This window comes from Salinibacter altiplanensis (assembly GCF_002894645.1).
Taxonomy (GTDB): Bacteria; Bacteroidota; Rhodothermia; order Rhodothermales; family Salinibacteraceae; genus Salinibacter; species Salinibacter altiplanensis.
On record NZ_NCQY01000030.1, the window covers coordinates 479,075 to 501,612 of the forward strand.

The 22,538-nt window shown below is 63.5% G+C and carries 21 protein-coding genes; 8 read left to right on the forward strand and 13 right to left on the reverse strand.

Features of this window, described 5'->3' with window-relative positions; translation table 11 throughout:
- Positions 1-135: 135 nt before the first annotated feature.
- From porV to B7R93_RS14085, 7 genes are all read right to left on the reverse strand, one after another.
- On the reverse strand, positions 136-1,305 hold the full coding sequence (gene porV / locus B7R93_RS14055) for a type IX secretion system outer membrane channel protein PorV (protein ID WP_157942312.1): 1,170 nt from the start codon (positions 1,303-1,305) through the stop codon (positions 136-138).
- A gap of 622 nt (positions 1,306-1,927) precedes the next feature.
- Positions 1,928-2,185, reverse strand: a complete 258-nt coding sequence (locus tag B7R93_RS14060; RefSeq protein ID WP_103021361.1) for a histidine kinase dimerization/phospho-acceptor domain-containing protein — start codon at positions 2,183-2,185, stop codon at positions 1,928-1,930.
- Between the two features lie 71 nt (positions 2,186-2,256).
- Complete coding sequence (locus tag B7R93_RS14065; protein ID WP_103021362.1) at positions 2,257-3,114, reverse strand: MBL fold metallo-hydrolase; 858 nt, start codon at positions 3,112-3,114, stop codon at positions 2,257-2,259.
- Positions 3,115-3,205: 91 nt separating this feature from the next.
- Positions 3,206-3,847: an LON peptidase substrate-binding domain-containing protein gene (locus tag B7R93_RS14070; RefSeq protein WP_103021363.1), complete on the reverse strand. Its 642-nt coding sequence runs from the start codon at positions 3,845-3,847 to the stop codon at positions 3,206-3,208.
- A gap of 252 nt (positions 3,848-4,099) precedes the next feature.
- Positions 4,100-4,858: an ABC transporter ATP-binding protein gene (locus tag B7R93_RS14075; RefSeq protein ID WP_103021364.1), complete on the reverse strand. Its 759-nt coding sequence runs from the start codon at positions 4,856-4,858 to the stop codon at positions 4,100-4,102.
- 93 nt (positions 4,859-4,951) lie between these two features.
- On the reverse strand, positions 4,952-6,328 hold the full coding sequence (locus B7R93_RS14080; protein ID WP_103021365.1) for a sigma-54-dependent transcriptional regulator: 1,377 nt from the start codon (positions 6,326-6,328) through the stop codon (positions 4,952-4,954).
- Positions 6,329-6,439: 111 nt separating this feature from the next.
- Positions 6,440-7,156 (reverse strand): tetratricopeptide repeat protein, encoded by a 717-nt coding sequence (locus B7R93_RS14085; protein ID WP_157942313.1) that lies wholly within the window; start codon positions 7,154-7,156, stop codon positions 6,440-6,442.
- A gap of 347 nt (positions 7,157-7,503) precedes the next feature.
- Here B7R93_RS14085 and gap point away from each other — a divergent pair, with 347 nt between their 5' ends.
- The 8 genes from gap (at position 7,504) to B7R93_RS14125 (ending at position 16,344) form a co-directional block, all read left to right on the forward strand.
- The gene (gene gap / locus B7R93_RS14090) at positions 7,504-8,508 is read left to right on the forward strand and encodes a type I glyceraldehyde-3-phosphate dehydrogenase (RefSeq protein ID WP_103021366.1); all 1,005 of its coding nucleotides are present in this window, start codon (positions 7,504-7,506) and stop codon (positions 8,506-8,508) included.
- 93 nt (positions 8,509-8,601) lie between these two features.
- Entirely contained in the window at positions 8,602-9,798 is a 1,197-nt protein-coding gene (locus tag B7R93_RS14095) for a phosphoglycerate kinase (protein ID WP_103021367.1), read from the forward strand.
- A gap of 434 nt (positions 9,799-10,232) precedes the next feature.
- Positions 10,233-11,174: an ABC transporter ATP-binding protein gene (locus tag B7R93_RS14100; protein WP_103021368.1), complete on the forward strand. Its 942-nt coding sequence runs from the start codon at positions 10,233-10,235 to the stop codon at positions 11,172-11,174.
- A 5-nt stretch (positions 11,175-11,179) separates the two neighbouring features.
- Positions 11,180-12,028, forward strand: coding sequence for an ABC transporter permease (locus B7R93_RS14105; protein WP_103021369.1), 849 nt, complete (start codon positions 11,180-11,182; stop codon positions 12,026-12,028).
- Positions 12,029-12,125: 97 nt separating this feature from the next.
- Complete coding sequence (locus tag B7R93_RS14110) at positions 12,126-13,019, forward strand: dimethylarginine dimethylaminohydrolase family protein (protein WP_103021370.1); 894 nt, start codon at positions 12,126-12,128, stop codon at positions 13,017-13,019.
- 122 nt (positions 13,020-13,141) lie between these two features.
- Positions 13,142-13,834: a TIGR04283 family arsenosugar biosynthesis glycosyltransferase gene (locus B7R93_RS14115; protein ID WP_103021371.1), complete on the forward strand. Its 693-nt coding sequence runs from the start codon at positions 13,142-13,144 to the stop codon at positions 13,832-13,834.
- Between the two features lie 337 nt (positions 13,835-14,171).
- Entirely contained in the window at positions 14,172-14,585 is a 414-nt protein-coding gene (locus B7R93_RS14120; RefSeq protein ID WP_103021372.1) for a BlaI/MecI/CopY family transcriptional regulator, read from the forward strand.
- Positions 14,566-16,344 carry a TonB family protein gene (locus B7R93_RS14125; protein ID WP_103026635.1) on the forward strand — a complete coding sequence of 593 codons (1,779 nt, stop codon included), beginning with the start codon at positions 14,566-14,568 and terminating at the stop codon, positions 16,342-16,344. The genes B7R93_RS14120 and B7R93_RS14125 overlap by 20 nt, the downstream gene beginning before the upstream one ends.
- Positions 16,345-16,409: 65 nt before the next feature.
- On the opposite strand, the gene B7R93_RS14130 is transcribed toward B7R93_RS14125, so the two are convergent.
- The 6 genes from B7R93_RS14130 to obgE all read right to left on the reverse strand — a co-directional run bounded on the left by B7R93_RS14130 (position 16,410) and on the right by obgE (position 22,536).
- Positions 16,410-16,937 carry a hypothetical protein gene (locus B7R93_RS14130; RefSeq protein ID WP_103021373.1) on the reverse strand — a complete coding sequence of 176 codons (528 nt, stop codon included), beginning with the start codon at positions 16,935-16,937 and terminating at the stop codon, positions 16,410-16,412.
- A 134-nt stretch (positions 16,938-17,071) separates the two neighbouring features.
- Entirely contained in the window at positions 17,072-17,572 is a 501-nt protein-coding gene (locus B7R93_RS14135) for an HNH endonuclease (RefSeq protein WP_103021374.1), read from the reverse strand.
- 264 nt (positions 17,573-17,836) lie between these two features.
- Positions 17,837-18,967, reverse strand: coding sequence for an RluA family pseudouridine synthase (locus tag B7R93_RS14140; RefSeq protein WP_103021375.1), 1,131 nt, complete (start codon positions 18,965-18,967; stop codon positions 17,837-17,839).
- A gap of 38 nt (positions 18,968-19,005) precedes the next feature.
- The gene (locus B7R93_RS14145) at positions 19,006-20,160 is read right to left on the reverse strand and encodes an aminotransferase class V-fold PLP-dependent enzyme (protein ID WP_103021376.1); all 1,155 of its coding nucleotides are present in this window, start codon (positions 20,158-20,160) and stop codon (positions 19,006-19,008) included.
- 193 nt (positions 20,161-20,353) lie between these two features.
- Positions 20,354-21,517, reverse strand: coding sequence for a DNA-processing protein DprA (dprA, locus tag B7R93_RS14150; protein ID WP_103021377.1), 1,164 nt, complete (start codon positions 21,515-21,517; stop codon positions 20,354-20,356).
- Positions 21,514-22,536 carry a GTPase ObgE gene (gene obgE, locus B7R93_RS14155; protein WP_103021378.1) on the reverse strand — a complete coding sequence of 341 codons (1,023 nt, stop codon included), beginning with the start codon at positions 22,534-22,536 and terminating at the stop codon, positions 21,514-21,516. Before obgE ends, dprA begins: the two co-directional genes overlap by 4 nt.
- Positions 22,537-22,538: the final 2 nt, after the last annotated feature.

The following is a 22,538-nucleotide window of genomic DNA, read 5'->3' on the forward strand; positions in this document are numbered from 1 at the left end:
CACGATCAGCACTGATCCAACCCCCTGGCCCCTGGGCCCACAGTTCACTTTTGCATCCCTTCCCCAAGGCCGTCAGGGGGGTACCGGGATGGCCGGTGCTGCCCAATCTTCCCCGCGCCGCCTCGATGGTCTTCTCTACTGGAAGTTGAACAGGAGCGAAAAGCGAAGAGTGTTGGCCAGGGGACTGTCGTCCTCCGCGGTGTAGAGGTATGAAATGTCGACCCCGACGATGTTGTACCGAAGCCCGGCCCCGAACGTAAGAAACTGGCGGTCACCGTTGTCCGGGTGCTCGTAGTAGTACCCGGTGCGGAGCGCAAACAGGTCGCTGTACCAGTACTCCAGCCCGGTCCCCACAGTGACCTGCTGGGCCAGCGAGAGGCTGGTCGATTCATTATCAGGCCCGACCTGTCCGCGGGCTGACCCCCATGAGTCGAAGAGGGCCTCAAACCCGGTATTCCCCACTCGGACTTGTGTCGTGTCTCCGTCCTCGATGATCGTCTCACGATCGACGCTTACCAACGACTTATTGAAGTCTGTGGCGAGGGTCAATGAATTAAACTCATCGAAGTCAATGGTGAGGGCCGGCCCGAACCGGAGATTGGCAGGAATCGGGTCTTTGTCCCGACTGTTCTCGTTGAACTCCAACGTCCCCCCGAGATTGGCGATGTTGAGGCCCGCCGAGAAGGTGGCGTCCGCCCCGCCCAGCGTGAAGGGCGCCGACCGATACAGGGCCGAAATGTCGGTGGCGAACGTGGAGGCGTTGCCATCTCCAGTTCCTTCCCGCTCGCCGGAGGTGAGCTTCGAGTGAATGTATCGAAGGGACGTTCCCACCCCCAGGCGCTCAGAGACCTTCACGCCATAGGACGTGGAGATGGCCAGCTGGTACGAATTCGTCACACCCAACTCATTCCCCGAAGGATCACGGATCTCCGTTTCCCCGAGGTTTAGGTACTGGACGTTCCCCCCAAAGGTACCCACCCCGTCGACGTGGTACGACCCGACGAGATACTCGTAGAAGAGGTTGGCATTGAATTCCGGCAGCCAGTTCGCATGGGTAATACCAACCTGTGTGTCTTTCTGAAACGCGAGGCCCGAGGGGTTCCAGAAGACCGTGTTGGCGTTGTCTACGGTGGCCACCCCCGCGTTGCCCATCCCGGCCGCCCGGCTGTCGGGCTCAATCCGAAGGAAAAGGGCCGACGACTGGGCAACCTGTCCGTGGGCCGGCATTGCCAGCCCCCCCACGAGCAGCAGTCCAAGAACAGCGGGAAACCATTGGGACACGCGCGAAAGAACCGGATCAACCATGGGACAAGAGGATTGGTCGCGTACAGAACAAACGTCAACGCCGAAGACGATAGGGATGCAACCGTGTACACACATCCGTACTGAACGGAACGGACACACACCTCCGTTTCGGCTCACCGCACCGGTCCAGGCTGACTCGCCGGGACCGTTCACCTTGAGGCATCGTCCGTTCAGTTCGACTCGTGTGGCGTAGTCTGTAGCAGTTTCGGACCAACAGGCCGTGGGGAATCTGCAAAGAGAACCGGCGGAGTTACCGAAAGCGCTAGAACAGCGCCATTGTTAAACGTCAGTATAGTGGCTGTTCTGGACATATCCCAAAGAATATCTCAGAGCTTGCTACACGACAAAAAATCAAAGGGCCCGTTCCCTGTGTCAATCACAACAAGAGGGGTCATTCTAGAGAAGCCTGCGACTGAAGAATCTCCTTGAAGAGCGCAGAATCTGCAGAAAAAGGCCCCTCGTCCCAGGTCTTGTCTCCGCTGACGCCAAAGAGATCCTTCGGCTTCGCTTAGGATGGCCTCCGCTCAAAATTTTTGTCGTGTAGTGTACTCCCGAAGACAAGAGACACAGCGGTTCTCTCTTGGCAAAACGTCCTCTTCGGGGACTCCTCGCCCTGTTCTTTTCATGCCTCTCCCTGGTCTTCGAGAATTTCTTTGAGACGGGTCAACCGCTGGAGAGATTCCGCCATGCGCTCGCTGGCTTCCTGAATGTCTTGGGCCGAGGAGGCAAACTGGTCGTCAAGCTCCTCTTCCCGACTCAATTCGAGTAAAAACTGCGCATTTCCCGAAATAATGGAGAGGGGATTGTTGAGATCGTGGTAGACGGTGGACAGGGCCTCGTGGAGCTCGTCCGTTGTTTCGGGCTCTTCGAAGTCACTCATCGTTCCGGGTCGCTGCTGGCAAAATGAAGGAGGGATGGTGAGGCGGGGTCCTCCTCGGCCTCTGCGGGCTTCTACAGGGCGTCGAGGGAGCGTTCATTGACGACCTGAATGCCCCGATCGGCGCGTTTCACGTCGGCAACCGCAACTTCCGGATCATGTTCGAAGAACAATTTCCATTCCGAATCCACGGCCTGCTCCAAAAACTCACCTTTCTCATCCATCGTCCGAAGTGGGCGGACGTCGTAGGCCATCGTCCAGGCGGGCGACAAGTGGTGCGTGGTCGGCACCAGGTCTGCTACGTAGACGAGGGTCGTTTCGCTGTCCCGTACCGTTACGGTTTGCTGCGCCTCGGTGTGGCCGTGCGCGAGGGACACCTTCACGTGCGGAAACAGGGTGGTTTCTCCATCCACAAGGTTGAGGTGCCCTGCCTCCATGAGGGGGGCAAATGTGTCGGGGCGGAAGGACTGCGCCTCCTTCGGGTTCGGGTCGGCAGCCCACTGCCAGTGTCGTTGTTGGACGTGGTAGGTGGCGTTGGGAAAGCGGACCACGGGCGTGCCGTCCACCCGCCGGGTACTGCCGCCCGCGTGATCGAAGTGCAGGTGCGTCAGGACGACGTCCGTGACGTCTTCGGGGGCCACTTCGTGGGCCGCGAGCGAGCGCTCCAGGGTGGCCGCGCTGTGATCTACTGCGAAGAGATCCTGAAACTTCGTGCCCTCGAACGTGTCGCCGATGCCCGTGTCGATCAATATGACACGGTCGCCCCCAATCAGCAAGAGACAACGCATGTTCAGCGGAATGCGGTTCTGGTCGTCCGGCGGAATGCGCTGCGACCAGAGCGGCTTTGGCACGATTCCAAACATGGCGCCGCCGTCCAGTCTGAATCGACCGGTCTCGACGGTGTGGAGGCTGTAGGGGCCAATCTGAGGCATTGTGGGGACCCGGGGATCTGTGACGAGAGATGCGGAAGCGAGGGATGTGCCCCCTCAATCTCTCGAACACGTGCCCCAATGTCCACGGCCACTACACCTCTTCGGGCGGGAAGTCCTTGAAATGCCCATTTGAACGAATCCGGCGCCGGACCCCTTCCTGCTCCTCGATCCGAGGGATGACCGACTCGAAGTGCTGAATGAGGTAGCGGATTCGCTCAGCCTCGGTGCGGCCCTCAAGCACCTCCTGCTTCTGATCGCCATCGAGGGCCCCGTTTTGCGCCAGGACAAACGACAGGCGGTCCACGTCTTCGTACAGATCCGGACGGACGGTGCGACCGGCCAATTCCAACAGCTTCATGTGCTGTGTGATGACCCGCTCTTTCAGGTCCAGGTCAACGGTCGTTTCCTCATCCTCGACCAGTGTCACGTCGGCGGTGTAGTAGCTCGCCTGGTCGTCGTGGACGGACTCAACCTGGAATCGCTCTTCTCCGTGTACTACAATGTCCGACCGCCCGTCGTCGTACTGCTTTACGACCTGCTCGATGCGGGCCGTTGTGCCCACCTCGGCCCACGACTCTCCATCGGTTCGGACAATGCCCAAGGGCACCTCATGCTCCAAGCAATATGCAGTGAGGGCCCTGTACCGATCCTCGAAGATATGGAGGGAGAGCTGCTCGCCCGGATACAGGACGAGGCTCAGTGGAAACAGCGGGAGGGAGTCAATCGAGTTCATGAGGATACAGCACCTGGTAGCGGAAAGATAACATCCGGAGACGAACAGGCGATTCGGCCCCTGCTCAGAGACAAGAGGACGATCATTCCTCCCACACGGACGGGCCCGTGTTGAACAATGCCTGTTCGGCCCCGCGGCCCAGGCCCTGCACGAGAGTGAGCACTGCCCCAACTGTGCAGTGTCGGCCAACGCACCCTCCGATCCGGAGTTCGACACGGGCCGCTAAAGGATCATTTTTGTTTCATCCCACGACTAAGCGTCTGGGCGCCCCGTGTCCGAGGGGCCGGGGTCCGGGGCCATCTCGTCGGTCGTACCCAGAGGATGCAGCGTGCCGTGTTCGAGCCGGAGAATGCGACCGGCCACCTCGGCGAGGGACGGGTCGTGTGAGGCCAACACGAAGGTATGGTCCATTTCTTGACTGAGTCGTTCGATCTCGCGATGCAGGGGCTCGGCCGTGCGGGCGTCCAGATTGCCGGTCGGCTCGTCCATGAGCACCAGTGCGGGCTCGTTCATGAGGGCCCGTGCGATGGCAACCCGCTGCTTCTCCCCTCCCGAAAGCGTGCGGGGCCGGTGGTCGGCACGGTCGGACAGGCCCAGGAGGCCCAGCAGGTCGCGGGCCCGAGGGGTGGCATCCGCCATGGCCTGATGGTGGATGAGAGACGGCATGGCCACGTTTTCGAGCGCCGTAAACTCCGGAAGCAGGTGGTGGAACTGAAAGACAAACCCAACCGATCGGTTGCGGAAGGCTGCGAGCTCCTCGTCGTTCTTGGCGAAGACGTCCTTTCCTGCGAACCGGACCGTTCCGTCGGTAGGGCGGTCCAGCGCCCCCAGCAGATGAAGGAGCGTGGACTTCCCAGTCCCACTTTCCCCCACGATGGCAAGAATTTCGCCCTCGGGCACGGCCAGATCGAGGCCCTGGAGGACGGTAAGGGGCTCTCCCCCTCCAGTATCGTATTGCTTGAGGAGCGCGTCGACCTGAAGCAGCGGCGTGTCCACGGTGGAGGAAGACATAAACGACGACAATGGAGGGTGCGTGCGAGCCGTCCGGATCAGACACCGCCCATCCGCCCACGGATGCAGTGAAGGATCCGGGGAGAGATCCTGCTAGTCTCCCCGCTCCAGTCCGTACTTGTTGAGCTTGTTGTAGAGGTGGGATCGCTGGATCCCAATCGTCTCAGCCGTCTGGCTTACGTTCCAGTCGTGCTCGTGGAGCTTGTGCTGGATAAAGTGCTTCTCAAATTGATCTCGGGCGTCACTGAAGTCGTCGTAGGCCTCAATGAGGTCCTGGGTTGGCCCTTCATCCGCCCCCGCCCGGACGAACCGGTCGATGTCATCCCCTTCGATGACGGGGTTCTCAGCGAGAATGAGGAGGCGCTCGACGACGTTGTGCAGCTCCCGGACGTTCCCGCGCCAGTCGTAGCGCTGGAGGCGCTGAATCGCCTCCTCCGAAAAGTCCTTCGGGGGAAGGCCGTTTCGCTGGGCCACCCGCTCGGCGATGTGTCGCGTTAGCAGCGGGATGTCCTCCCGACGGTTTCGGAGCGGAGGCACGTCAATGAGAATGACGCCAATGCGGTGATACAGGTCCTCTCGAAACTGTCCCGCTTCGATCTCCTCCATCAGGTCCTTGTTGGTCGCCGCGACCACGCGGACGTCCACCGGAATGGTGTGCTCCCCCCCCACCCGTTCAATTTCGTTTTCCTCTAGGACGCGAAGCACCTTCGCCTGAGCCGAGAGACTCATGTCTCCAACCTCGTCCAGAAACAATGTCCCCTCGTGGGCCTGCTCAAACTTGCCAATCCGCTGCTCCGTGGCTCCGGTGAAGGCCCCCTTCTCGTGCCCGAAGAGCTCGCTTTCAATCAGCTCGCTTGGAATGGCCGCGCAGTTCACTTCCACCATCGGCTCGCCGGCCCGCCCCGACTTGTGATGCATCCATTTGGCCACAAGCTCTTTGCCGGTCCCATTTTCCCCAGACACCAGCACCCGCGCCTCCGTGGGGGCCACGCGCTGGATTGTGTCTTTGATCTCCTGAATCTCGGCGCTCTCGCCGATGATTGGAGGCAGGTCCCCGGTGCTCTGCTCGGTGATCGCCTGCCGCATCCGACGGTTCTCGACCTCCAACTGCCCGTGGTCCAGGGCGTTGCGGACAGTCACCAGCAGCCGGTTCAGGTCCGGGGGCTTCTCGATGAAGTCGAAGGCCCCTAGCTTGGTCGACTCCACGGCCGTTTCGATGGTGCCGTGGCCGCTAATCATAAGAACTGGCACCTCGTAGCCCTCCTCGGCGATCGTTTCGAGAACCTCCATGCCGTCCATCTTCGGCATCTTCACGTCGAGGATCACCAGGTCGTAGGCGTCCTCCCCGAGGGCCACCAGTGCCTCTTCTCCATCGACCGCTTCTTCAACCCCAAAGTCCTCATACTCTAAAATCTCGCGGAGCGTCCGCCGGATGCTCGCCTCGTCGTCAACGACCAGAATCGTAGGCATGCCGGGAAATACACTCGTCTACAGAACGCGCAGGTGACCACAGGGGCTGGGACGGTCGCAGGAATGCGTCTGCCCCGACCGCCAGTCCCTTCGTGCCGCCCCCCAAGAGACCTACGACGAGGATGTGCTGCCCCGGCGCACCTTGGCGCGGGACAAGTACTGTTCGGCGGTGCGGACCTGGTCGGCGTCCGGATACTCATCCTGAATCTTCTCGTACATCCCCACGGCCGCTTCGTACTGACCGGCCTCTTCGTAGGCCTGGCCCGCACGGAGCAGGTACCGGGGGGCCGTCAACTCATTCTGGTACTGCGAAGCGGCCTGTTCGTAGAGACTGGCCGCCCGTTCGAAGGCACCCTGGGTTTCCTGAATGGCTGCCTGCGCCGCGTACGCACTGGCCCCGATAAAGTCTTGATCCTTTTCAAACCGCTGATAATGGGCTAGGGCCCGGTCGTACTCCTCACGCTGGTACAGGGCGTTGGCGGCGTAGAAGGTGGCAAGATTCCCCGCGCTGGTGCCGCCGTAGTCGTCCGCAATCGTGAGGAGCCCTGCCCGGTCCCCCGTCCCGTCGAGGGCCTGCTGGTAGTTGCCCTGCTCGTACACCGGAAGAATCTGACCGAGCTGCTGATTGGCCGCCTCGGCCTGCTGCTGATAATAGTAGATGTACCCCGGGATGGCCAAGATCAATACCAGGAGCGCCACCCCGAGTCCCTGCGCGAACCGTTTGTACTCATCATAGAATAAAAGAGTCCGCGCGTAGAGATCGACAAGGATGTTTTGCCGGAGCTCTTGTCGGCGCGATGTCTTTTCGGGCGTTTTGAGGGCAGCCATGTACAGCGGGGGACCGAAGTCAAACGAACACGAAGGAGGGATCTCCGGGGCAAGACTCCACACGGAGTGATCCGTTTTGGGTACCGAATTCCGTTTAACGTCCCGTCGTTCGTTCGTTTCCACCAGGACCAGGCCGACCCGGGATCGGTCCGGTTTTGCATGTGATCTTTACCGAAGAGGCTTCCGGCTCTTTTATACCTTAACGGACCGACACACCGAACACGTTTGCTTTCTTGCCGCTTTCTTTCGTGGAGACGTCCGCAAACAATTTGCTCTTTTGTGGCTGCGCGCCCCCATTCCGGCGCGCCTTCGCCTGACTGTTGAACTGAGATGATGTCTAGCTCCTTATGTCAATTAAGCTTGGAATCAATGGATTTGGCCGCATTGGACGGCTGTGCTTCCGCGCCCTTCTGGAACGCGAGCAGGACGAGATAGAAATCGTGGGCATCAACGACCTGACGGACGCCGAGACGCTGGCCACCCTGCTCAAGTACGACTCGGTGCACGGCCAATTTCCCGGCGAGGTGCGCCTGGAGGACAACACGCTTGTGGTCGACGACCAGACGTTTCCCGTGTTCAGGGAAAAGGATCCCACGAGCCTTCCGTGGGGCGACCACGACACCGATGTGGTCATCGAGTCCACGGGAATTTTCCGAACCTACGACAAGGCGGCCCAGCACTTGGAAGCCGGCGCAGACAAGGTTGTGATCAGTGCTCCCGCCAAGAGCGAGGTGGATGCCATGGTGGTATTGGGGGTCAACGATGACATCATCACCGGGGACGAGGACGTGGTCTCCAATGCCAGCTGCACCACCAACTGCCTCGCTCCATTGGTGAAGGTGCTGGACGATGCCTTCGGCGTGGAGAGCGGCCTCATGACGACCGTACACGCCTACACCGCGTCCCAAAACATCGTGGACGGTCCTCACGGCGACCTCCGCCGCGCCCGGACCGCCGCGGAGTCCATCATTCCCACCACCACCGGCGGCGCGAAGGCCGTCGGCGAGGTCATGCCCCACCTCGACGGCACGCTCGACGGGATGGCCATGCGGGTCCCGACGCCGGACGGATCGGTAACGGACCTGACGGCGGTCGTGGAGCAGGACGTGACGGTCGAGGACGTTGATGAGGCCTTCCACGAGGCCGCCAACGGCGAACTGGAGGGCATTCTCGCCTACAGCGACGACCCGATCGTCTCCCGCGACATCATCCACGACCCGCACTCCTGCATCTACGATGCGCCGTGGTCGAAGGTGGCTGGCTCGCAGGTCAAAGTGGTCGGCTGGTACGACAACGAGTGGGGCTACGCCAACCGGACCGTGGATCTCGTGGAGCGGCTTATGAACGCGTAATCGCCCCCCTCGCAGTTGTCCCGTGCCCTCGACGGTGGGCCTCGCGGGGCGGCGCGAACAGTCGCTCGTTCTGTCGCTCAACTTCCCCGTTCCATGCACAAGCTAACCCTCGACGATGTCGACGTTCACGGCCAACGCGTTCTCATCCGTGTTGACTTCAACGTTCCGCTCAACACCTCCGAGGACGGACGCCCCTGTGTAGGGGACGACACCCGCATCCGCGCGGCCCTCCCCACCATTCGCCACGTCCTCGACCACAGCGGGAAGGCCATCCTCGTGAGCCACCTGGGCCGTCCGGGCGGACAGCCCGATCCGGACCTGAGCCTCGCCTGCGTTGCGGATCACCTGGGCACGCTCATCGAGGAGCGGGTGCGCTTCTCCAGCAACACGGTGGGAGAGACCGTCGAGGAAGTGATCAACGGCATGAGTGACGGAAGTGTGATTTTGCTGGAGAACACGCGCTTCGACTCCGGCGAGAAGACCAACGATACGGCCTTCTCGAAGGCCCTGGCGAGCCTGGCCGACGTGTACGTCAACGATGCCTTCGGCGCGGCCCACCGGGCGCACGCCTCCACCGCCGGGGTGGCCGAGTTCATGGACGTGGCGGCCCTCGGGCGCCTGATGGAGGACGAGATCGAGGCCCTGGCGCGCATCCGCGACACCCCGGCGCATCCCATGGTCGCCATTCTCGGCGGCTCCAAGGTCTCCGACAAGCTCGGAACGATCCGGGCACTCTCGGAGACGGCGGACCACCTACTCATCGGAGGGGCCATGAGCTACACCTTCCTCAAGATGCTCGGGCACGAGGTGGGCGCCTCGCGCGTGGAGGCCGACCGGTTGGACACCGCCGAGGAGCTGTACAAACAGGCCGAAGGCACCATCGCTCTTCCTACAGACCACGTCGTGGCCGAGGCACCGGAGGCCGAGGCCGAAGCCCTCGTCGTAGAGGACGACATCCCGGAGGGGCTCATGGGACTCGACATTGGGCCGGCGACCGTCGACGCGTACCGCGCCCGCATCCTCGACGCGGCCACAGTGGTCTGGAACGGCCCCATGGGCGTGTTTGAGGTGGATCAGTTCGCGGACGGCACGACCGCAGTTGCGGAGGCCCTGGCCGACGCCTCGGACGACGGCGCTTTTTCGGTGGTGGGGGGCGGCGATTCAGTGTCGGCCCTCACCCAGTCCGGGTGTGCCGACCGCATCCGCCACGTCTCCACCGGCGGCGGCGCCTTGCTTGCGTTTTTTGAGGGGGCCTCCCTTCCCGGCGTTGAGGCGCTCACGGATGCTTGACGTGCCCCCCCACACTCCCGCGGTCGCCGCACCGTCGACACAGGCTCTCGACGTTCTGCCCCCTCGTGAAAGACTCTCCCCAGTCCGACGGAACCCCGGTGGGCCTGAGACACCGGCCTCCAAGCATCGTGTACCGTTCAGCGATAGATCCTGAATGCCAGTGTGCCCGTGGGCTTCAGCCACAGTTGCACGGTTGGGTCCTGGGGATCGGCACGTCTAAGAATCCAAGAACAGGCGAACAGCCCGCGGCGGCGCGAGAGTGACGACGGGATCGCAACGCGGGCTTTCAAGAAGAGGCGGTCCTGGCTCCAGCCCCGCAGCGCATGACACGCGCGACCCGGAGCGAGACGCCGCCTTCCGCCTTCGACCCCGGTTATATTTATCCTTCGAACCCTCCTGTGTCTTCGGAGCCCGCAGAACACCGTCCCCCAGCCATGCCTGCCCTCTCCGTCTCGTCGCTGTCGAAGACCTACCGCACAGGCCTGCTTCGGCGCTCGACGGTGCAGGCGCTGACCGGCGTCTCGCTGACGGTGGAGGAGGGCGCCATTTTCGGCCTCCTGGGCCCCAATGGCGCGGGCAAGACGACCCTCATGAAAATCCTACTCGGGCTCGTTCACCCCTCCGGCGGCACGGCCCGCCTCTTCGGACAACCCGCCGGCACCCCGGCCGCCCGCCACCGGATCGGGTTCGTTCCCGAAAACCATCGCTTTCCGGGCTTCTTTACGGCCACCCAGACCCTGCACGCCTACGGCCGCCTGGCCGACGTGTCCACAGCCGCGCGAAATCGACGCATCCCGCAGCTGCTGGACCGCCTGGCCCTCGATGGACGGGGGGACACAAAAGTCAAGACGTTCTCGAAGGGAATGCTCCAGCGGCTCGGGTTGGCCCAGGCCCTCCTCAACGAGCCCGACCTCTTGTTTCTCGACGAGCCGACCGGCGGCGTCGACCCGGTGGGGCGCCGTGCCATTCGGGACATCGTGCTGGACCTGCGGGACGAAGGCAAGACCATCTTCCTCAACTCTCATCTCCTCTCTGAGGTCGAAAAGGTCTGTACGCAGATCGCCATTCTGCGAGACGGCACGCTGGTCCGGCAGGGAAGCGTCGAAGAACTGACCGCCGTGGACCGGGTGTACGACCTCCTCGCCACTCCCATCCCGGACGCGCTCTTAAACGCGGAGCTTCCCCTGTCCCCGGCGCCCGATGGCTCGGCCCCCGACTCAGAACTCCACCAGTATCGGGTCCGTGCCGACGATCGGGCTACGCTCAACACCGTCGTGGACCGGCTCCGCGATGCCGACGTGGACATTGAGTCCATCACTCCGCTCCGGCAGTCCCTCGAAGACTATTTCATTGACGTGGTCGATGCCCCAGCCTAACCGCCATGCGCCCCCTACTCGGTCTTGTGTTGATTACGTTTCGGGAGCTCTGGGCGCGGAAGATCGTGCTGGGGCTGTTTATCGTCAGCTCCCTGGTGCTGCTGGCGGTTGCCTTCGCCCTGAACCTGGACGTGGTGGAAGGGTCGCTCGCCGGCATCCGCCTCTTCGGCCAGGAGGCCGCGCCCGAAGACCTGGGCGGGGAAGACGCAGCCCCGCTTACGCTCTCCCGCGTGGTGATCGCGGTGGAGTCCGTTGTGGCCGGGGTGGCGTACTGGATCGGCATTTTGCTGGCCCTCTTTGCCTCCGCCTCCCTGTTTCCCGACCTGCAATCGGAGGGGCGCGCAGAGCTGTTGCTGTCCAAGCCCATCGGCCGCGTCCGTGTCCTGTTCGGGCACATGCTGGGGGTCTGGAGCGCCATTGGGCTCCTGGCAACGTATCTCCTGGGCGGCGTCTGGGGGATCATGTCCCTCAAAACGGGGGTGTGGAACCCACGGTTTCTGCTCTCCCTTCTCCTGGTGGTGGGCATGTTTGCGGTGATGTACGCGGCCGTCATGCTAATGGGGGTCTGGACCGAAAGCACGGCCCTGGGCCTCATCGTGTCCTACGGCCTCATCTTCGTCTCGATGGTGCTGGCCGCCGCCGATCAGATCGGACCGACCCTTGGACCGCTCACGAGCCCGGTCTTCTGGGGCCTGTACCACACCCTCCCCAACTTCACAGAGGTCACCAAGATTGTCTCCGTCCTGGCCGAGGGAGAGGCCGTGGACTCCTGGTATCCACTCGTCTCGTCTCTCCTCTTCGGCGGGGCCACCTACGGGGTCGCGGGCTACTGGTTCGTCCAGCGGGACTTTTGACCGTGGGAACAGTGCGCCCCCAGACGTGGACTTCCCCCGCTGCCGTCCCTACTTTTGAATCTCGCGCCTGTCGCCCAACTGTGGTCCCCCCGTGTCCATGATCTACCGAACGCCCGATGCCCTCGACTTCCGGCTGGATGAGATCCCGTCGCTCCCGCGTCCGCGGCGGGTCGTCCTCACAACGCCCACGCACTTCGACGTCGAGTACGTGATCAATCCACACATGTCGGAGAACATGGGCAGCGTCAACAAAGACGTCGCGTGGCAACAGTGGAAGGCCGTCCGTGCCACCTACGCGGCCCTCGACTGCGCGCCCGTCGTGGCAAACGGCCGGTCCGGGCTGCCCGACATGGTCTTCTGCGCGAATCAGACCCTCCCCTTCTACGATCCCGACACCGAGACGAGGGGCGTGGTGCTTAGCCGCATGCACAGCGAGCACCGGACGGACGAAGTGCCGTACTACGCCCAGCTGTTCGAGGAGGCAGGCTACGTCGTCGAGTCCCTGCCCGATGCCCTCAACGCCGACTTCGAAGGGATGGGCGATGCCCTCTGGCACCCGGGCCGTCGTCTCTTGTGGGGAGGATATGGCTACCGAACAAGCATTGAGGCGTACGAGGCGCTCGGCGAATTGCTTGACGTCCCCATCGTCGCCCTTCGCCTCGTCGACCCGGACTACTACCACCTCGACACCTGCCTGTGCCCCCTGGACGCCCAGCACGCCCTCCTAGCCCCGGAGGCCTTCGACGAGACCGGCCGAGCCCTCATCGACGCCCTCTTCGACACCGTCATTGACGTCCCGGATCACGAGGCCCGACACCAGTTTGCCTGCAACGCCCACTGTCCCGACGGCCACCACGTCCTTCTCCAGGAAGGCTGTGAGGGGACCAACGACCAACTGCGAGCCCACGACTTCGTCCCGGTGGAGCTCGACACCAGCGAATTCATGAAGTCTGGCGGGTCGGTATTCTGCATGAAACAGATGGTCTGGTAACCCCACGTAGGAGCGGGGGACTCTGGGCATTGTAATGTGCGGAAAGCCCCCCGAGACACATAGGGCCTACATGTCTCACTGCCCCCAACGCTCCTCCCTCACAATCCCTGCCCCACTACGGAGTGACTACCCCGCGGCTCGTTTCGATCATCATTCCGACCCTGAACGAAGAAGGGACGATCGCCGGTACGCTGCGCCGGGTCCATCAGCAAGAGGCTCCTGTTGAAATTCTCGTGGCGGACGGGGGATCAACCGACAATACCCGATCCGTCGCCCGGGCACACGGCGCAACCGTCCTGAAGGCCCCGCGTGGCCGGGCTACACAAATGAACCACGGGGCGACCCACAGTGCCGGCCGCCTCCTCCTTTTCCTTCACGCCGACACTCAGCTTCCCCCCGATGGGGTGTCCCTCATTCGACAGTCCCTGTCTCCTCCGGATGCGACCGCCGGTACGTTTCGTCTCCGATTCGACGACCCGACCCCCCTACTTCGCTTCTACGCATGGTGTACCGGGTGGCCGTGGATTCGTCTCTGCTTCGGCGACCGCGGCCAGTTCGTGGAGCGGTCGGCGTTTGAATCCGTGGGCGGCTTTCCAGACTGGCCCCTTTTCGAAGACCTGGAGCTGGCGGCTCGGCTCCAGAAACACGGGGGGTTTCGCTTCCTGAATGCATCTGTCAAAACGTCGGCCCGACGGTTTCGGCGCCACGGCCCCCTCCGCCAGCAGCTCCTCAATCTGTATCTATGGACCCACTACCTGTGGGGCACCGACCCTGACCAACTGGCGTCTCTGTACCCCGCCCACACCGACGACTAGCAGTCTGTTCTGATTTTGGGTCGGGTCGCGAAAGTGAGGATCGGCGGCGCGAGAACCGCCCCGTACCCGAAGCCGGCAGCGGTGTGCCCTGCGCAACAGCAAGGAAGAGCGGCCGCGCGCCACCGGCCGAGCAACGGAACGACTCGCAACCCGCGCGGAGCGCCCCGCACAAGGCAAAAAAGGCTCCCCAAGGTGCCCGGGAGACAAACTCAACTAGACGTGAGGCCCGGTCCCCATCCATCGCCCTGTACGTTTTGTGAAGAATACAAGAACTGCCTTGCACCGGTACGACTTGTGTAGTACTAATTAAGTAGTAATAAGACCAACGACTCCCCCCATGCAGCACAAATCCCTCACTCATCTTGGCGAAACAGAAATGGAGGTTCTCCACCACGTGTGGGATCTCGGCGAGGCGACCGTGGCCGACGTGCGTGAACGCATCCTGCACGACCGGGATGTGGCGTACACAACGGTCATGACTGTACTGAAGAAGCTGTCCGAAAAAGGCTATCTCGACTATTACAAGGAGGGGCGGTCCTATGTCTATCAGCCCGCGGAGGAGCCGGACGCGGTGCAGCACAGTCTCCTGCAACGGCTGATGGAAAAAGTCTTCCGGGGGTCCCCCACAGCACTCGTACAGACGCTGGTGCAGCGCGAGAACCTGTCCGACGACGAGCGGAAGGAGCTGAAGGCCCTCATCGACGCCCTCGACGCACAAGACTCCGAGACCGATGATACAAGTGGTTCCTGAAACGTTGGCCGACCTCGGGTCGGCAACGACCCCCACCATCTGGGGGCCGGTTCTGGCCTGGACCCTCCTTGCCCTCCCACTCTGGGTCTTTTTGAAGCGAACCGATCGCCTGCATCCCCTGGCCGAGTATCGCCTTTCGCAGGTCCTTCTCGCCGCATTGCCGATCAGCATTGCGGCGGTCGGGATTGTCGATCTCCTTCCGGCGTCTCCAGCCCCGCCGCTTCTTCCCGATGCCTCGGTCCTGATGCTCCCTCCAGTCGAATCAACGACAACACCGCCCCCAGGGGGGACCTGGCGCTGGCACCACGCGACCGGCGCGCTCACGGTGCTCGCGCTTGCGGTGGGAGCGTATGAGCTGGCACGGCTCGGGGGCGACGCCGTGGCCCTGGGACGCGTCCGTGACCGGGTCCTCCCCGCCACGCTGCCTACGTTGCAAGAAGAGCTCGATCGGCTGAGAGATCGACTCGACATTCGTCGGCCGGTACGAGTGTGTGCCACCTCGAACACCGCGGTCCCCGTCACACTGGGCGGGAGACGGCCCGTGATTCTGGTCCCGAAACGGTTGACAGAGGCCCCCGACGCGTTCCGCATGACCCTCCACCACGAACTGGTCCACATCCGTCGCTGGGACGACGTTGCCCAGTTTGTAGAACGGGTCGTCGCGGCCCTGTTCGCCGTCCATCCGCTGGTCAGTCGACTTCGCCGTCGGATCGACGGGGCGCGAGAGCGAGCCTGCGATGCGGCCGTCCTCGCCGACGAACAAGCCCCCACAGGCGACTACGCACGCCTCCTGGCCACCTTTGCCGACGGCAGCGGCCCCCGTCGCCTCGGGGCGCTTTCTCTCTCCGAATCGCCCTCCTCCCTCAAAGACCGCCTGTCCGCCATGCAATCCTCAAGTCCCTCCCTTCTCTCGACCCGACTCCCCCTCGTTGCCACGCTCGTGGCCGGGGGCCTGGCCCTCACGCTCGGCGTGGTCGCCTGCTCGGATAGCGTTGCGCCCTCCGCCTCCACAGACAATCCCACCGCTACAGAGTCGTCCTCGGCCTCTGCCAAAGACGGCAAGGTGTTCATGGTCGTCGAGGACCCGCCCGAACTGGTGGGCGGGATGAGCGCCCTGCAGGAGTCGATCAGCTACCCGGAGGTGGCCAAAGAAGCCGGGATCGAGGGCCGTGTCATCGTTCAGTTCATTGTGGACGAGAATGGAGCCGTAACGAACCCAACAGTCACCCGCAGCGTCCAGGAGGAGCTTGACCAAGCAGCCCTCAACGCCGTGAAGGCCCAGGAATTCGAGCCGGGCCAGCAGGACGGCGAGGCCGTGAAGGTACAACTGTCGCTCCCGGTGACCTTTCGGGTGCCGGATGACTCTGGCACGACCTCTTCCCACCAACCGACCGCAGAGCCGCGAGGGAACTCCGCAACGGCTGGCCTGGACGCATTTCATTTCGAGAGGGGGTCTCCCGTCATCGATCGGAAAACCCGAGAGCCCCTCCACCGCAATGTCTCGCCCCCCAAATTGGCCCAAAAGGACGGAAGGGAAGGGAGGGCCAGGGTTGATTTTGCCATAAACAGTGCGGGCCAGGCCACCAATCCACGCATTTCGAATGAACGAACGGGGCTTGACTCTCCTCCCGACCTCCTTGCTCAGTCTGCACTCCGTGCAGTGGAGGACGTGACGTTCACCTCAGAAGGCAGGGATGGCTTTTCGGGCCAGCAGGTTGGGGTCGCGTTTCAATTTCGGCTCCCCGAAGAAAAGGTGTAGCTGGGATTTGGGATGCACGATGGGACGCTTCTCCGCACGGACGGGACGAGAGATTTCTCCAGCTTCTACGTTCGAACGGTTTTTCGGGCCGGGTGGTCGGGATCGGGCTCGGAGACGCCCCGCTCTGCGGGGTCACCGTCTCGGCGCAGACTTCGGTTCCAGAACCAGATGGCGATGCCAAAGAGCAGGGCACCCCCAAAGCTCATGAGGCCATTGATGCCGGCAATGCGGAGTTGCGTGTCCACGACGGGTGTCGAGTTGATGGCTTCGGTCACGACAATGGACCGACTGCCCTCCGATCCCACACGTACCTGCAGGGTCTCTCGCCCTTCTAGCGCCGGCACAATGCCGTGGGGCAATGAGAGCCGCTCGCGCGTCAACGCTGAGCCGTCGGGCATCGAGACGCGGAGGCTCACGTAGTCGTACGTCACCTGGGTTCGGTTCGACACCTTCACCTCTTGCACCTCGGCCGTCGCCGTTGTGCCCTGCGTCTTGGTGGTGTGCAGGTCGTACGCCACCTTGCCCTGGTGCAGCGAGAGGACGGCCATGAGCAACGGGACGAGCCAAGCAGCGCGGGCAATCCAACGAATCATTGGAGGTACGGTCGGTTATGCAGGGAGAGTGGACAACGTGTACCGAGGCCGCACAGGCGCGAGCCACACTCAACCGGCCTTCCCCGGGGATTATCCGTGAAAAGCGTCCAGCAAACAGTGCCGCAACAACCGCTCTAGGACAAGAAGAGATATGGCTTCCAGGTGTCGTCAATCTCCCCTGCGAAGTCGCGCAGGAACATCACGTAGCTGGGCCGAAAGGGCTGACGTGCCAACTCCATGTTCGCCTCTTCGGGCGTCGAATCCCCCTTCTGGTTGTTGCACGTGACGCAGGCGGCCACGAGGTTCTCCCACGTGTCGCGCCCCCCTCGTGACTTGGGCACTACATGGTCGATCGTCAGATTGCTCTGCGCCCCACAGTACTGGCATGTGTTGCGGTCCCGCTTGAGCACGTTTTTGCGGGAAAGCATGACCCGCTTGTATGGGACGTTGGCGTACTGCTTCAGCCGCACAATCCTCGGCCATGGCAGCTCCACGCTGGGAGAACGTACGTACTGATCCTCCGCTGCTTCCACAAGATGCACCTTCCGCAGGTGCATCATCACGACAGCCCGTTCCACACTGCAGACGGTGAGTGCACTGTAGTCCTGGTTCAGGACGAGAACATGCCCGTTCATCACAAACGGGCCTCCCGTGCAACACGAGCTCGCTGCCTCTCCCCCAACAAAAGGGGAACGGCACCGATCGTTGGCACGACCTGCATAGAATCAGTACGGAAGAGAAGAGCCTCCACCGGGCTACCCGGCGTTGTTTAAAAGATCAAGACGCCAATTGAGGCTGGAATTCAATAGACCCGTATCAGAGGATAGGGCCCTTTGTTTCTCCACACAGCATCCCGCAAGACTGCAAACCTGTAACGTTTCACGTTTCGCACCGTCCCCTCACGCACCCGCATTCTGCTCCCCTTCCCGTCGTCTCAGCCGGTCCAGGACGCGACGCCACGCTGTGGGCGGGTCGGCCCCAAAGTGAAGATGATCCTCCGTGATGGGATGGTCGAAGCCGAGGCGGAACGCATGGAGGGCCGGGTGCGGAAGAAGCTCGAAGAGTTCTTCGAAAAAGCTCCGGCGGGCTCCACCTTGCGTTCCGTACCGGACCCGCTGCCCACCGTACTTCGGGTCTCCGAGGAGCGGATGTCCCTGGGCACGGGCGTGCACCCGGATCTGGTGGGTGCGCCCCGTGTCCAGCCCAAATTCAACAACGGATGTGTGGGCGTGGGCCTCCACGGTCTCGTAGTGGGTGCGTGCCCACTTGCCCTCATCCTCGGGCACGACGGCCATGCGCTGGCGGTGGTGTGGGTCGCGGCCGATGGCCCCCGCAATCGTTCCGCTGGGGGGAGCCAAGCGTCCCCAGACGATTGCACGGTACCGCCGGTCTACCGTATGGGCTTTAAACTGCGACGCGAGCGGATGGTGGGCCCGGCCTCGTTTTGCGACCACCAGGAGGCCGGACGTGCCTTTGTCCAGGCGATGCACGATGCCGGGCCGCACAACCGGGTGGTCCGGCGCCTGCGGCAGCGCATTGACCATCGAGAGGCCGACCTCCTCCTCCGATACCTCGTCTCGCTCATCGTCGGCGGCCACCTCGCCCCCGTCCACGTGGTGGAGCAGGGCGTGTACGAGCGTTCCCGAGCGGTGCCCCGGCGCCGGGTGCACCACCATGCCCGCCGGCTTGTTCACCACGAGCAGGTCGTCGTCCTCGTAGACCACGTCGAGCGGAATCGCCTCCGGCTCGGCCTGCATCGGCGGCTTGCGGATCAGCCGGAAGACAATTTCGTCGCCCGGCGCCACCGGGTACGACTTCTTGACGTCCGCCCCGTTCACCTTCAGGTGCCCCTTCTTGATGGCGCGCTGGATTTTGGTGCGGGAGGCCTCCGGGTAGAAGCGCGTAAGGTACTTGTCGATGCGCGGTTCGTCCGTTTCTGATGCGGGCACCACCACTTCTACTACATTCTCTTCGCGGGTCACCTCGGCGTCGTACTGGGCCGGGTCGAACGAATCCGGGAGTGTCGCCATGGACGCGGTTCTGAGTCATGCGAGGACACAAGCGGACCTCAACGCCCGAACGAGTCGATCGCGCTCAGGACGGCGTGGAGGTCTTCGTCGTTATTGTAGTATGTCGGCGCGAGCCGCAACTTCCGGTTGCGCACCGCCCCGGTAATGCCGTGCTCCTTCAGGTGTTCAAAGAGGGCGTCCGGAGCCTCGGGCGTGACCGTGACGATGCCGCTGGCATGGGCCGGGTCGTCGGTGCCGTAGCGGGACAGTCCGCGGTCGCTCAGCTCGTCCGCGAGGGTCCCCGATAGGGAGAGCACCCGTTCCTCACACCACGCGGGACCGGCCTCGAGATAGAGGCCAAGCGCGGCGTGCAGGGCCGCGACCCCGACGCTGTTGAGGGTCCCCGTGCGGAACCGGCGGGCATCCTCATGGAACGTGAGTTCGTACTCGTCGAGATGCTCCCAGTCGACCGGTCCGTGGAGCCACCCCGTAGGCGGCCGCAGACGATCTTGGAGCCCCTCGTCGCAGTAGAGCACGCCGATGCCCTGCGCGGCCATCAGCCACTTGTGCCCCCCCGCCGTCAGGAAGTCGATCCCCGCCGCCTCCACGTCCACCCGCAGTGCCCCGAGGCCCTGAATGGCGTCCACGCAGAACACCACGCCGCGCTCCTCACAGAGCGCACCGAGCGCCTCCAGGTCGGCCCGGAAGCCCGAGAGGAAGTGCACCCAGGACACGCTCAGGAGCCGTGTTTCGGGCCGCAGGGTCTCCGCCACATCGTCGACCGTGTACGCTCCGTCCGTCGTCGGCACAAAGTCGACCTCGACGCCCTGGGCCTCCAGGTTCAGAAACGGATACACGTTCGTCGGGAAGGCCCCGTCCGGAACCGCAATGCGGTCGCCCGCCTCCCAGTCGAGCCCACGGGCCAGCACGTTGAGTCCCGATGATGTGTTGGGCACAAACTCAACCCGGGCGTCTGTCGTGCCAAGGACCGTCGCCACTCGCTCCTTCGTCTCCTCTATCACAGGAAAGAAGGTCTCGAAGTTGGCAATCGGGGCGTCCGGATCTGCCCCGTGCCGCTCCGCCACGTACGCGTCGATGGCGTTCTGGACGGGCCGGCTCATGGGGCTCACCGCCGCGTGATTGAGGTACGTCTGATGAGCGGTATGGGGATAGTGGTCGCGAAGTGCTTCGGGCGTCATGGAGGAGGCGATCATTCGCAGACCGTAAGACCAGCGGACAACAGCACCAGTGGCACGGGCCATCTCCACCAGCGTTCGCCCTCAGCGGAATCGGGGGTGTTCTGCCCCATCGCGTCGGCCGATGATGTTCTCGTGGGGGCGGGCTCGCCCACGGTCGCGAGCAGGCCCCAGGGCTGTGGGCGGACACCAGAGCGCAGGGCGGGCAGATTCAGGAGCGCCGAAACTGCTTGCCTGCGAGCTGACGCACGAGGCCGTTGAACTCCAGCTTGAGAAGGGTGGGCAGGGCCGTGGACGGGTCGAGGCCCGTCTCCTCACAAAGCTCATCGACGTGAACGGGCGTGGCCGAAAGAGCATCGTACAGCACCGATGCGTCGCCCGACAGGCCGCTGGGATCGGGGCCTGAACCGGCGGTGACGGTGTCCGCATCCACGTCGCCGGGCTCTTTTACCGTCACCGCCGGAAGCTCCTCCAGCATGTCTTCCACCTCCAGCACCAGCTTGGCATGCCCTCGCTGAATAAGCCGGTTGGTCCCCCGGCTGGAGTTCTTTGTGATGGCACCGGGCACGGCAAAGACCTCGCGGTTCTGCTCCACCGCGAGGCGAGCCGTGATGAGGGCCCCGCCCTCCGCGTGCGACTCCACGACCAGTGTGCCGAGGGCGAGCCCACTCACGATGCGGTTTCGTTCCGGAAAATGAGGCGCGTCGGGCTCCGCGTCAAGTCCATACTCGGACAGCACCGCCCCGCTCTCGGCAATCCGCTCCGCAAGGGCCGTATGCTTCTGCGGATAGATGCGGCCGATCCCCGATCCAAGGACGGCGATTGTGCGCCCCCCGGCGTCGAGGGCCCCCTTGTGGGCGGCCGCATCGATGCCATAGGCCAGCCCGCTCACGACCGTAAAGCCGCGACGGGCCAGCTCAGCCCCGAAGTGATGTGCCTGGGTCCGGCCGTAGTCCGTGCAGCGGCGGGTGCCCACGACCGTCACCATCGGGCGGTCGCTCTCGGGCAGCGTGCCTCGCATCCATAAGAACGCGGGCGGGTCGTAGATTTCACGGAGGCGATTGGGAAAGCGCTCGTCCCAGGGCGAGACGAGGGAGGCCCCCAGGTCATCGGCCCGCTCCATCTCGTGCCGCACCGACGCTCGGTCGTCGAAGGTGAGGATCGCCTCGGCGGTCTGTTCGCCCACCCCGTCCACCTGCGTCAGGGTCGAGCGCGACGCCCGAAAAATCGCGCTCGGGGTCTCAAATGCGGCCAGGAGGGCTCGGAGGCGCTGTGGCCCCACCCCCGACACCAGCGAGAGGCCAATCAGGGCCCGCTGGTCACTGGCCCGGTCTCGGCCCGGCGGGTCGTCGTCGTCCGGAAGAGGGAGTCTCATGCTTCGATTGTATCCGCCGATCGCGTGGAGGTGACGGTGTCGAAGAGAGTGTACTTGAGTTGGTCGAGGCCCACGTCGGCCACCGCACTAATCGGGAGGAGGGGCACGTCCTCCGGAAACTCATCGGCCACCACCTCGGGCAGAAGCTCCCGCTCGTCGGGGGCCAGGATGTCGACCTTCGACAGCGCCACGGCACGGGGCTTGTCGAGCAGACGGGCCTCGTGGGACTCAAGTTCGTGGAGGAGTGCCTCGTACTCTTCGCCCAGGTCCTGCGACGTAATGGGGATGACGAACAACAGGACCGACGTGCGCTCGATGTGTCGGAGGAACTGGAGCCCCAGCCCCTTTCCTTCGTGCGCATCTTCAATAATGCCCGGAATGTCGGCCATCACGAAGGTCTCGTACTCGCTTACGTAGACCATCCCCAGCTGGGGCGTGAGCGTTGTGAACGGATAGTCCGCCACCTCCGGCTCCGCGGCCGACACGGACGATACGAGCGTGCTCTTCCCCGCGTTCGGGAACCCCACGAGGCCCACGTCCGCCATCAGCTTCAGCTCAAAGGTCAGCTCGTGCTCCTCCCCGGGCTCTCCCGGCTGGGACTCGCGAGGGGCCTGGTTCGTGCTCGACTTGAAAAAGGCATTGCCCCGCCCCCCCTCTCCCCCTTCGGCCACGCAGATGCGCTGTCCCGGCTCTACGACCTCGCCGACGAGCGTTTCTGTGTGCTGGTCTTTTACGACCGTTCCCGGCGGCACCCGGATCACCTTGTCGTCCCCCGAGGCACCCGTCTGCTCACGGCGTCCCCCCGGCTCGCCATCCCCCGCAAAGACCTGCGTACTGTGGCTTAGGTCCATCAGCGTGTAGAGGTTCTCGTCGGCCTCAACATACACCGAGCCCCCGTTTCCCCCGTCGCCCCCCGCAGGACCTCCCTTCGGCACGTATTTTTCCCTGCGCCACGCCACGACGCCCTTGCCCCCGTCGCCGCTGCTCACCCTGAGGTCAACTTGGTCGAGAAACTTCATGC

Coding starts and splice junctions, on each gene's coding strand:
- porV (WP_157942312.1), bottom strand. CDS start 1,305: ATGGTTGATCCGGTTCTTTCGCGCGTGTCCCAATGGTTTCCCGCTGTT.
- B7R93_RS14060 (WP_103021361.1), bottom strand. CDS start 2,185: ATGAGTGACTTCGAAGAGCCCGAAACAACGGACGAGCTCCACGAGGCC.
- B7R93_RS14065 (WP_103021362.1), bottom strand. CDS start 3,114: ATGCCTCAGATTGGCCCCTACAGCCTCCACACCGTCGAGACCGGTCGA.
- B7R93_RS14070 (WP_103021363.1), bottom strand. CDS start 3,847: ATGAACTCGATTGACTCCCTCCCGCTGTTTCCACTGAGCCTCGTCCTG.
- B7R93_RS14075 (WP_103021364.1), bottom strand. CDS start 4,858: ATGTCTTCCTCCACCGTGGACACGCCGCTGCTTCAGGTCGACGCGCTC.
- B7R93_RS14080 (WP_103021365.1), bottom strand. CDS start 6,328: ATGCCTACGATTCTGGTCGTTGACGACGAGGCGAGCATCCGGCGGACG.
- B7R93_RS14085 (WP_157942313.1), bottom strand. CDS start 7,156: ATGGCTGCCCTCAAAACGCCCGAAAAGACATCGCGCCGACAAGAGCTC.
- gap (WP_103021366.1), top strand. CDS start 7,504: ATGTCAATTAAGCTTGGAATCAATGGATTTGGCCGCATTGGACGGCTG.
- B7R93_RS14095 (WP_103021367.1), top strand. CDS start 8,602: ATGCACAAGCTAACCCTCGACGATGTCGACGTTCACGGCCAACGCGTT.
- B7R93_RS14100 (WP_103021368.1), top strand. CDS start 10,233: ATGCCTGCCCTCTCCGTCTCGTCGCTGTCGAAGACCTACCGCACAGGC.
- B7R93_RS14105 (WP_103021369.1), top strand. CDS start 11,180: ATGCGCCCCCTACTCGGTCTTGTGTTGATTACGTTTCGGGAGCTCTGG.
- B7R93_RS14110 (WP_103021370.1), top strand. CDS start 12,126: ATGATCTACCGAACGCCCGATGCCCTCGACTTCCGGCTGGATGAGATC.
- B7R93_RS14120 (WP_103021372.1), top strand. CDS start 14,172: ATGCAGCACAAATCCCTCACTCATCTTGGCGAAACAGAAATGGAGGTT.
- B7R93_RS14125 (WP_103026635.1), top strand. CDS start 14,566: ATGATACAAGTGGTTCCTGAAACGTTGGCCGACCTCGGGTCGGCAACG.
- B7R93_RS14130 (WP_103021373.1), bottom strand. CDS start 16,937: ATGATTCGTTGGATTGCCCGCGCTGCTTGGCTCGTCCCGTTGCTCATG.
- B7R93_RS14135 (WP_103021374.1), bottom strand. CDS start 17,572: ATGAACGGGCATGTTCTCGTCCTGAACCAGGACTACAGTGCACTCACC.
- B7R93_RS14140 (WP_103021375.1), bottom strand. CDS start 18,967: ATGGCGACACTCCCGGATTCGTTCGACCCGGCCCAGTACGACGCCGAG.
- B7R93_RS14145 (WP_103021376.1), bottom strand. CDS start 20,160: ATGATCGCCTCCTCCATGACGCCCGAAGCACTTCGCGACCACTATCCC.
- dprA (WP_103021377.1), bottom strand. CDS start 21,517: ATGAGACTCCCTCTTCCGGACGACGACGACCCGCCGGGCCGAGACCGG.
- obgE (WP_103021378.1), bottom strand. CDS start 22,536: ATGAAGTTTCTCGACCAAGTTGACCTCAGGGTGAGCAGCGGCGACGGG.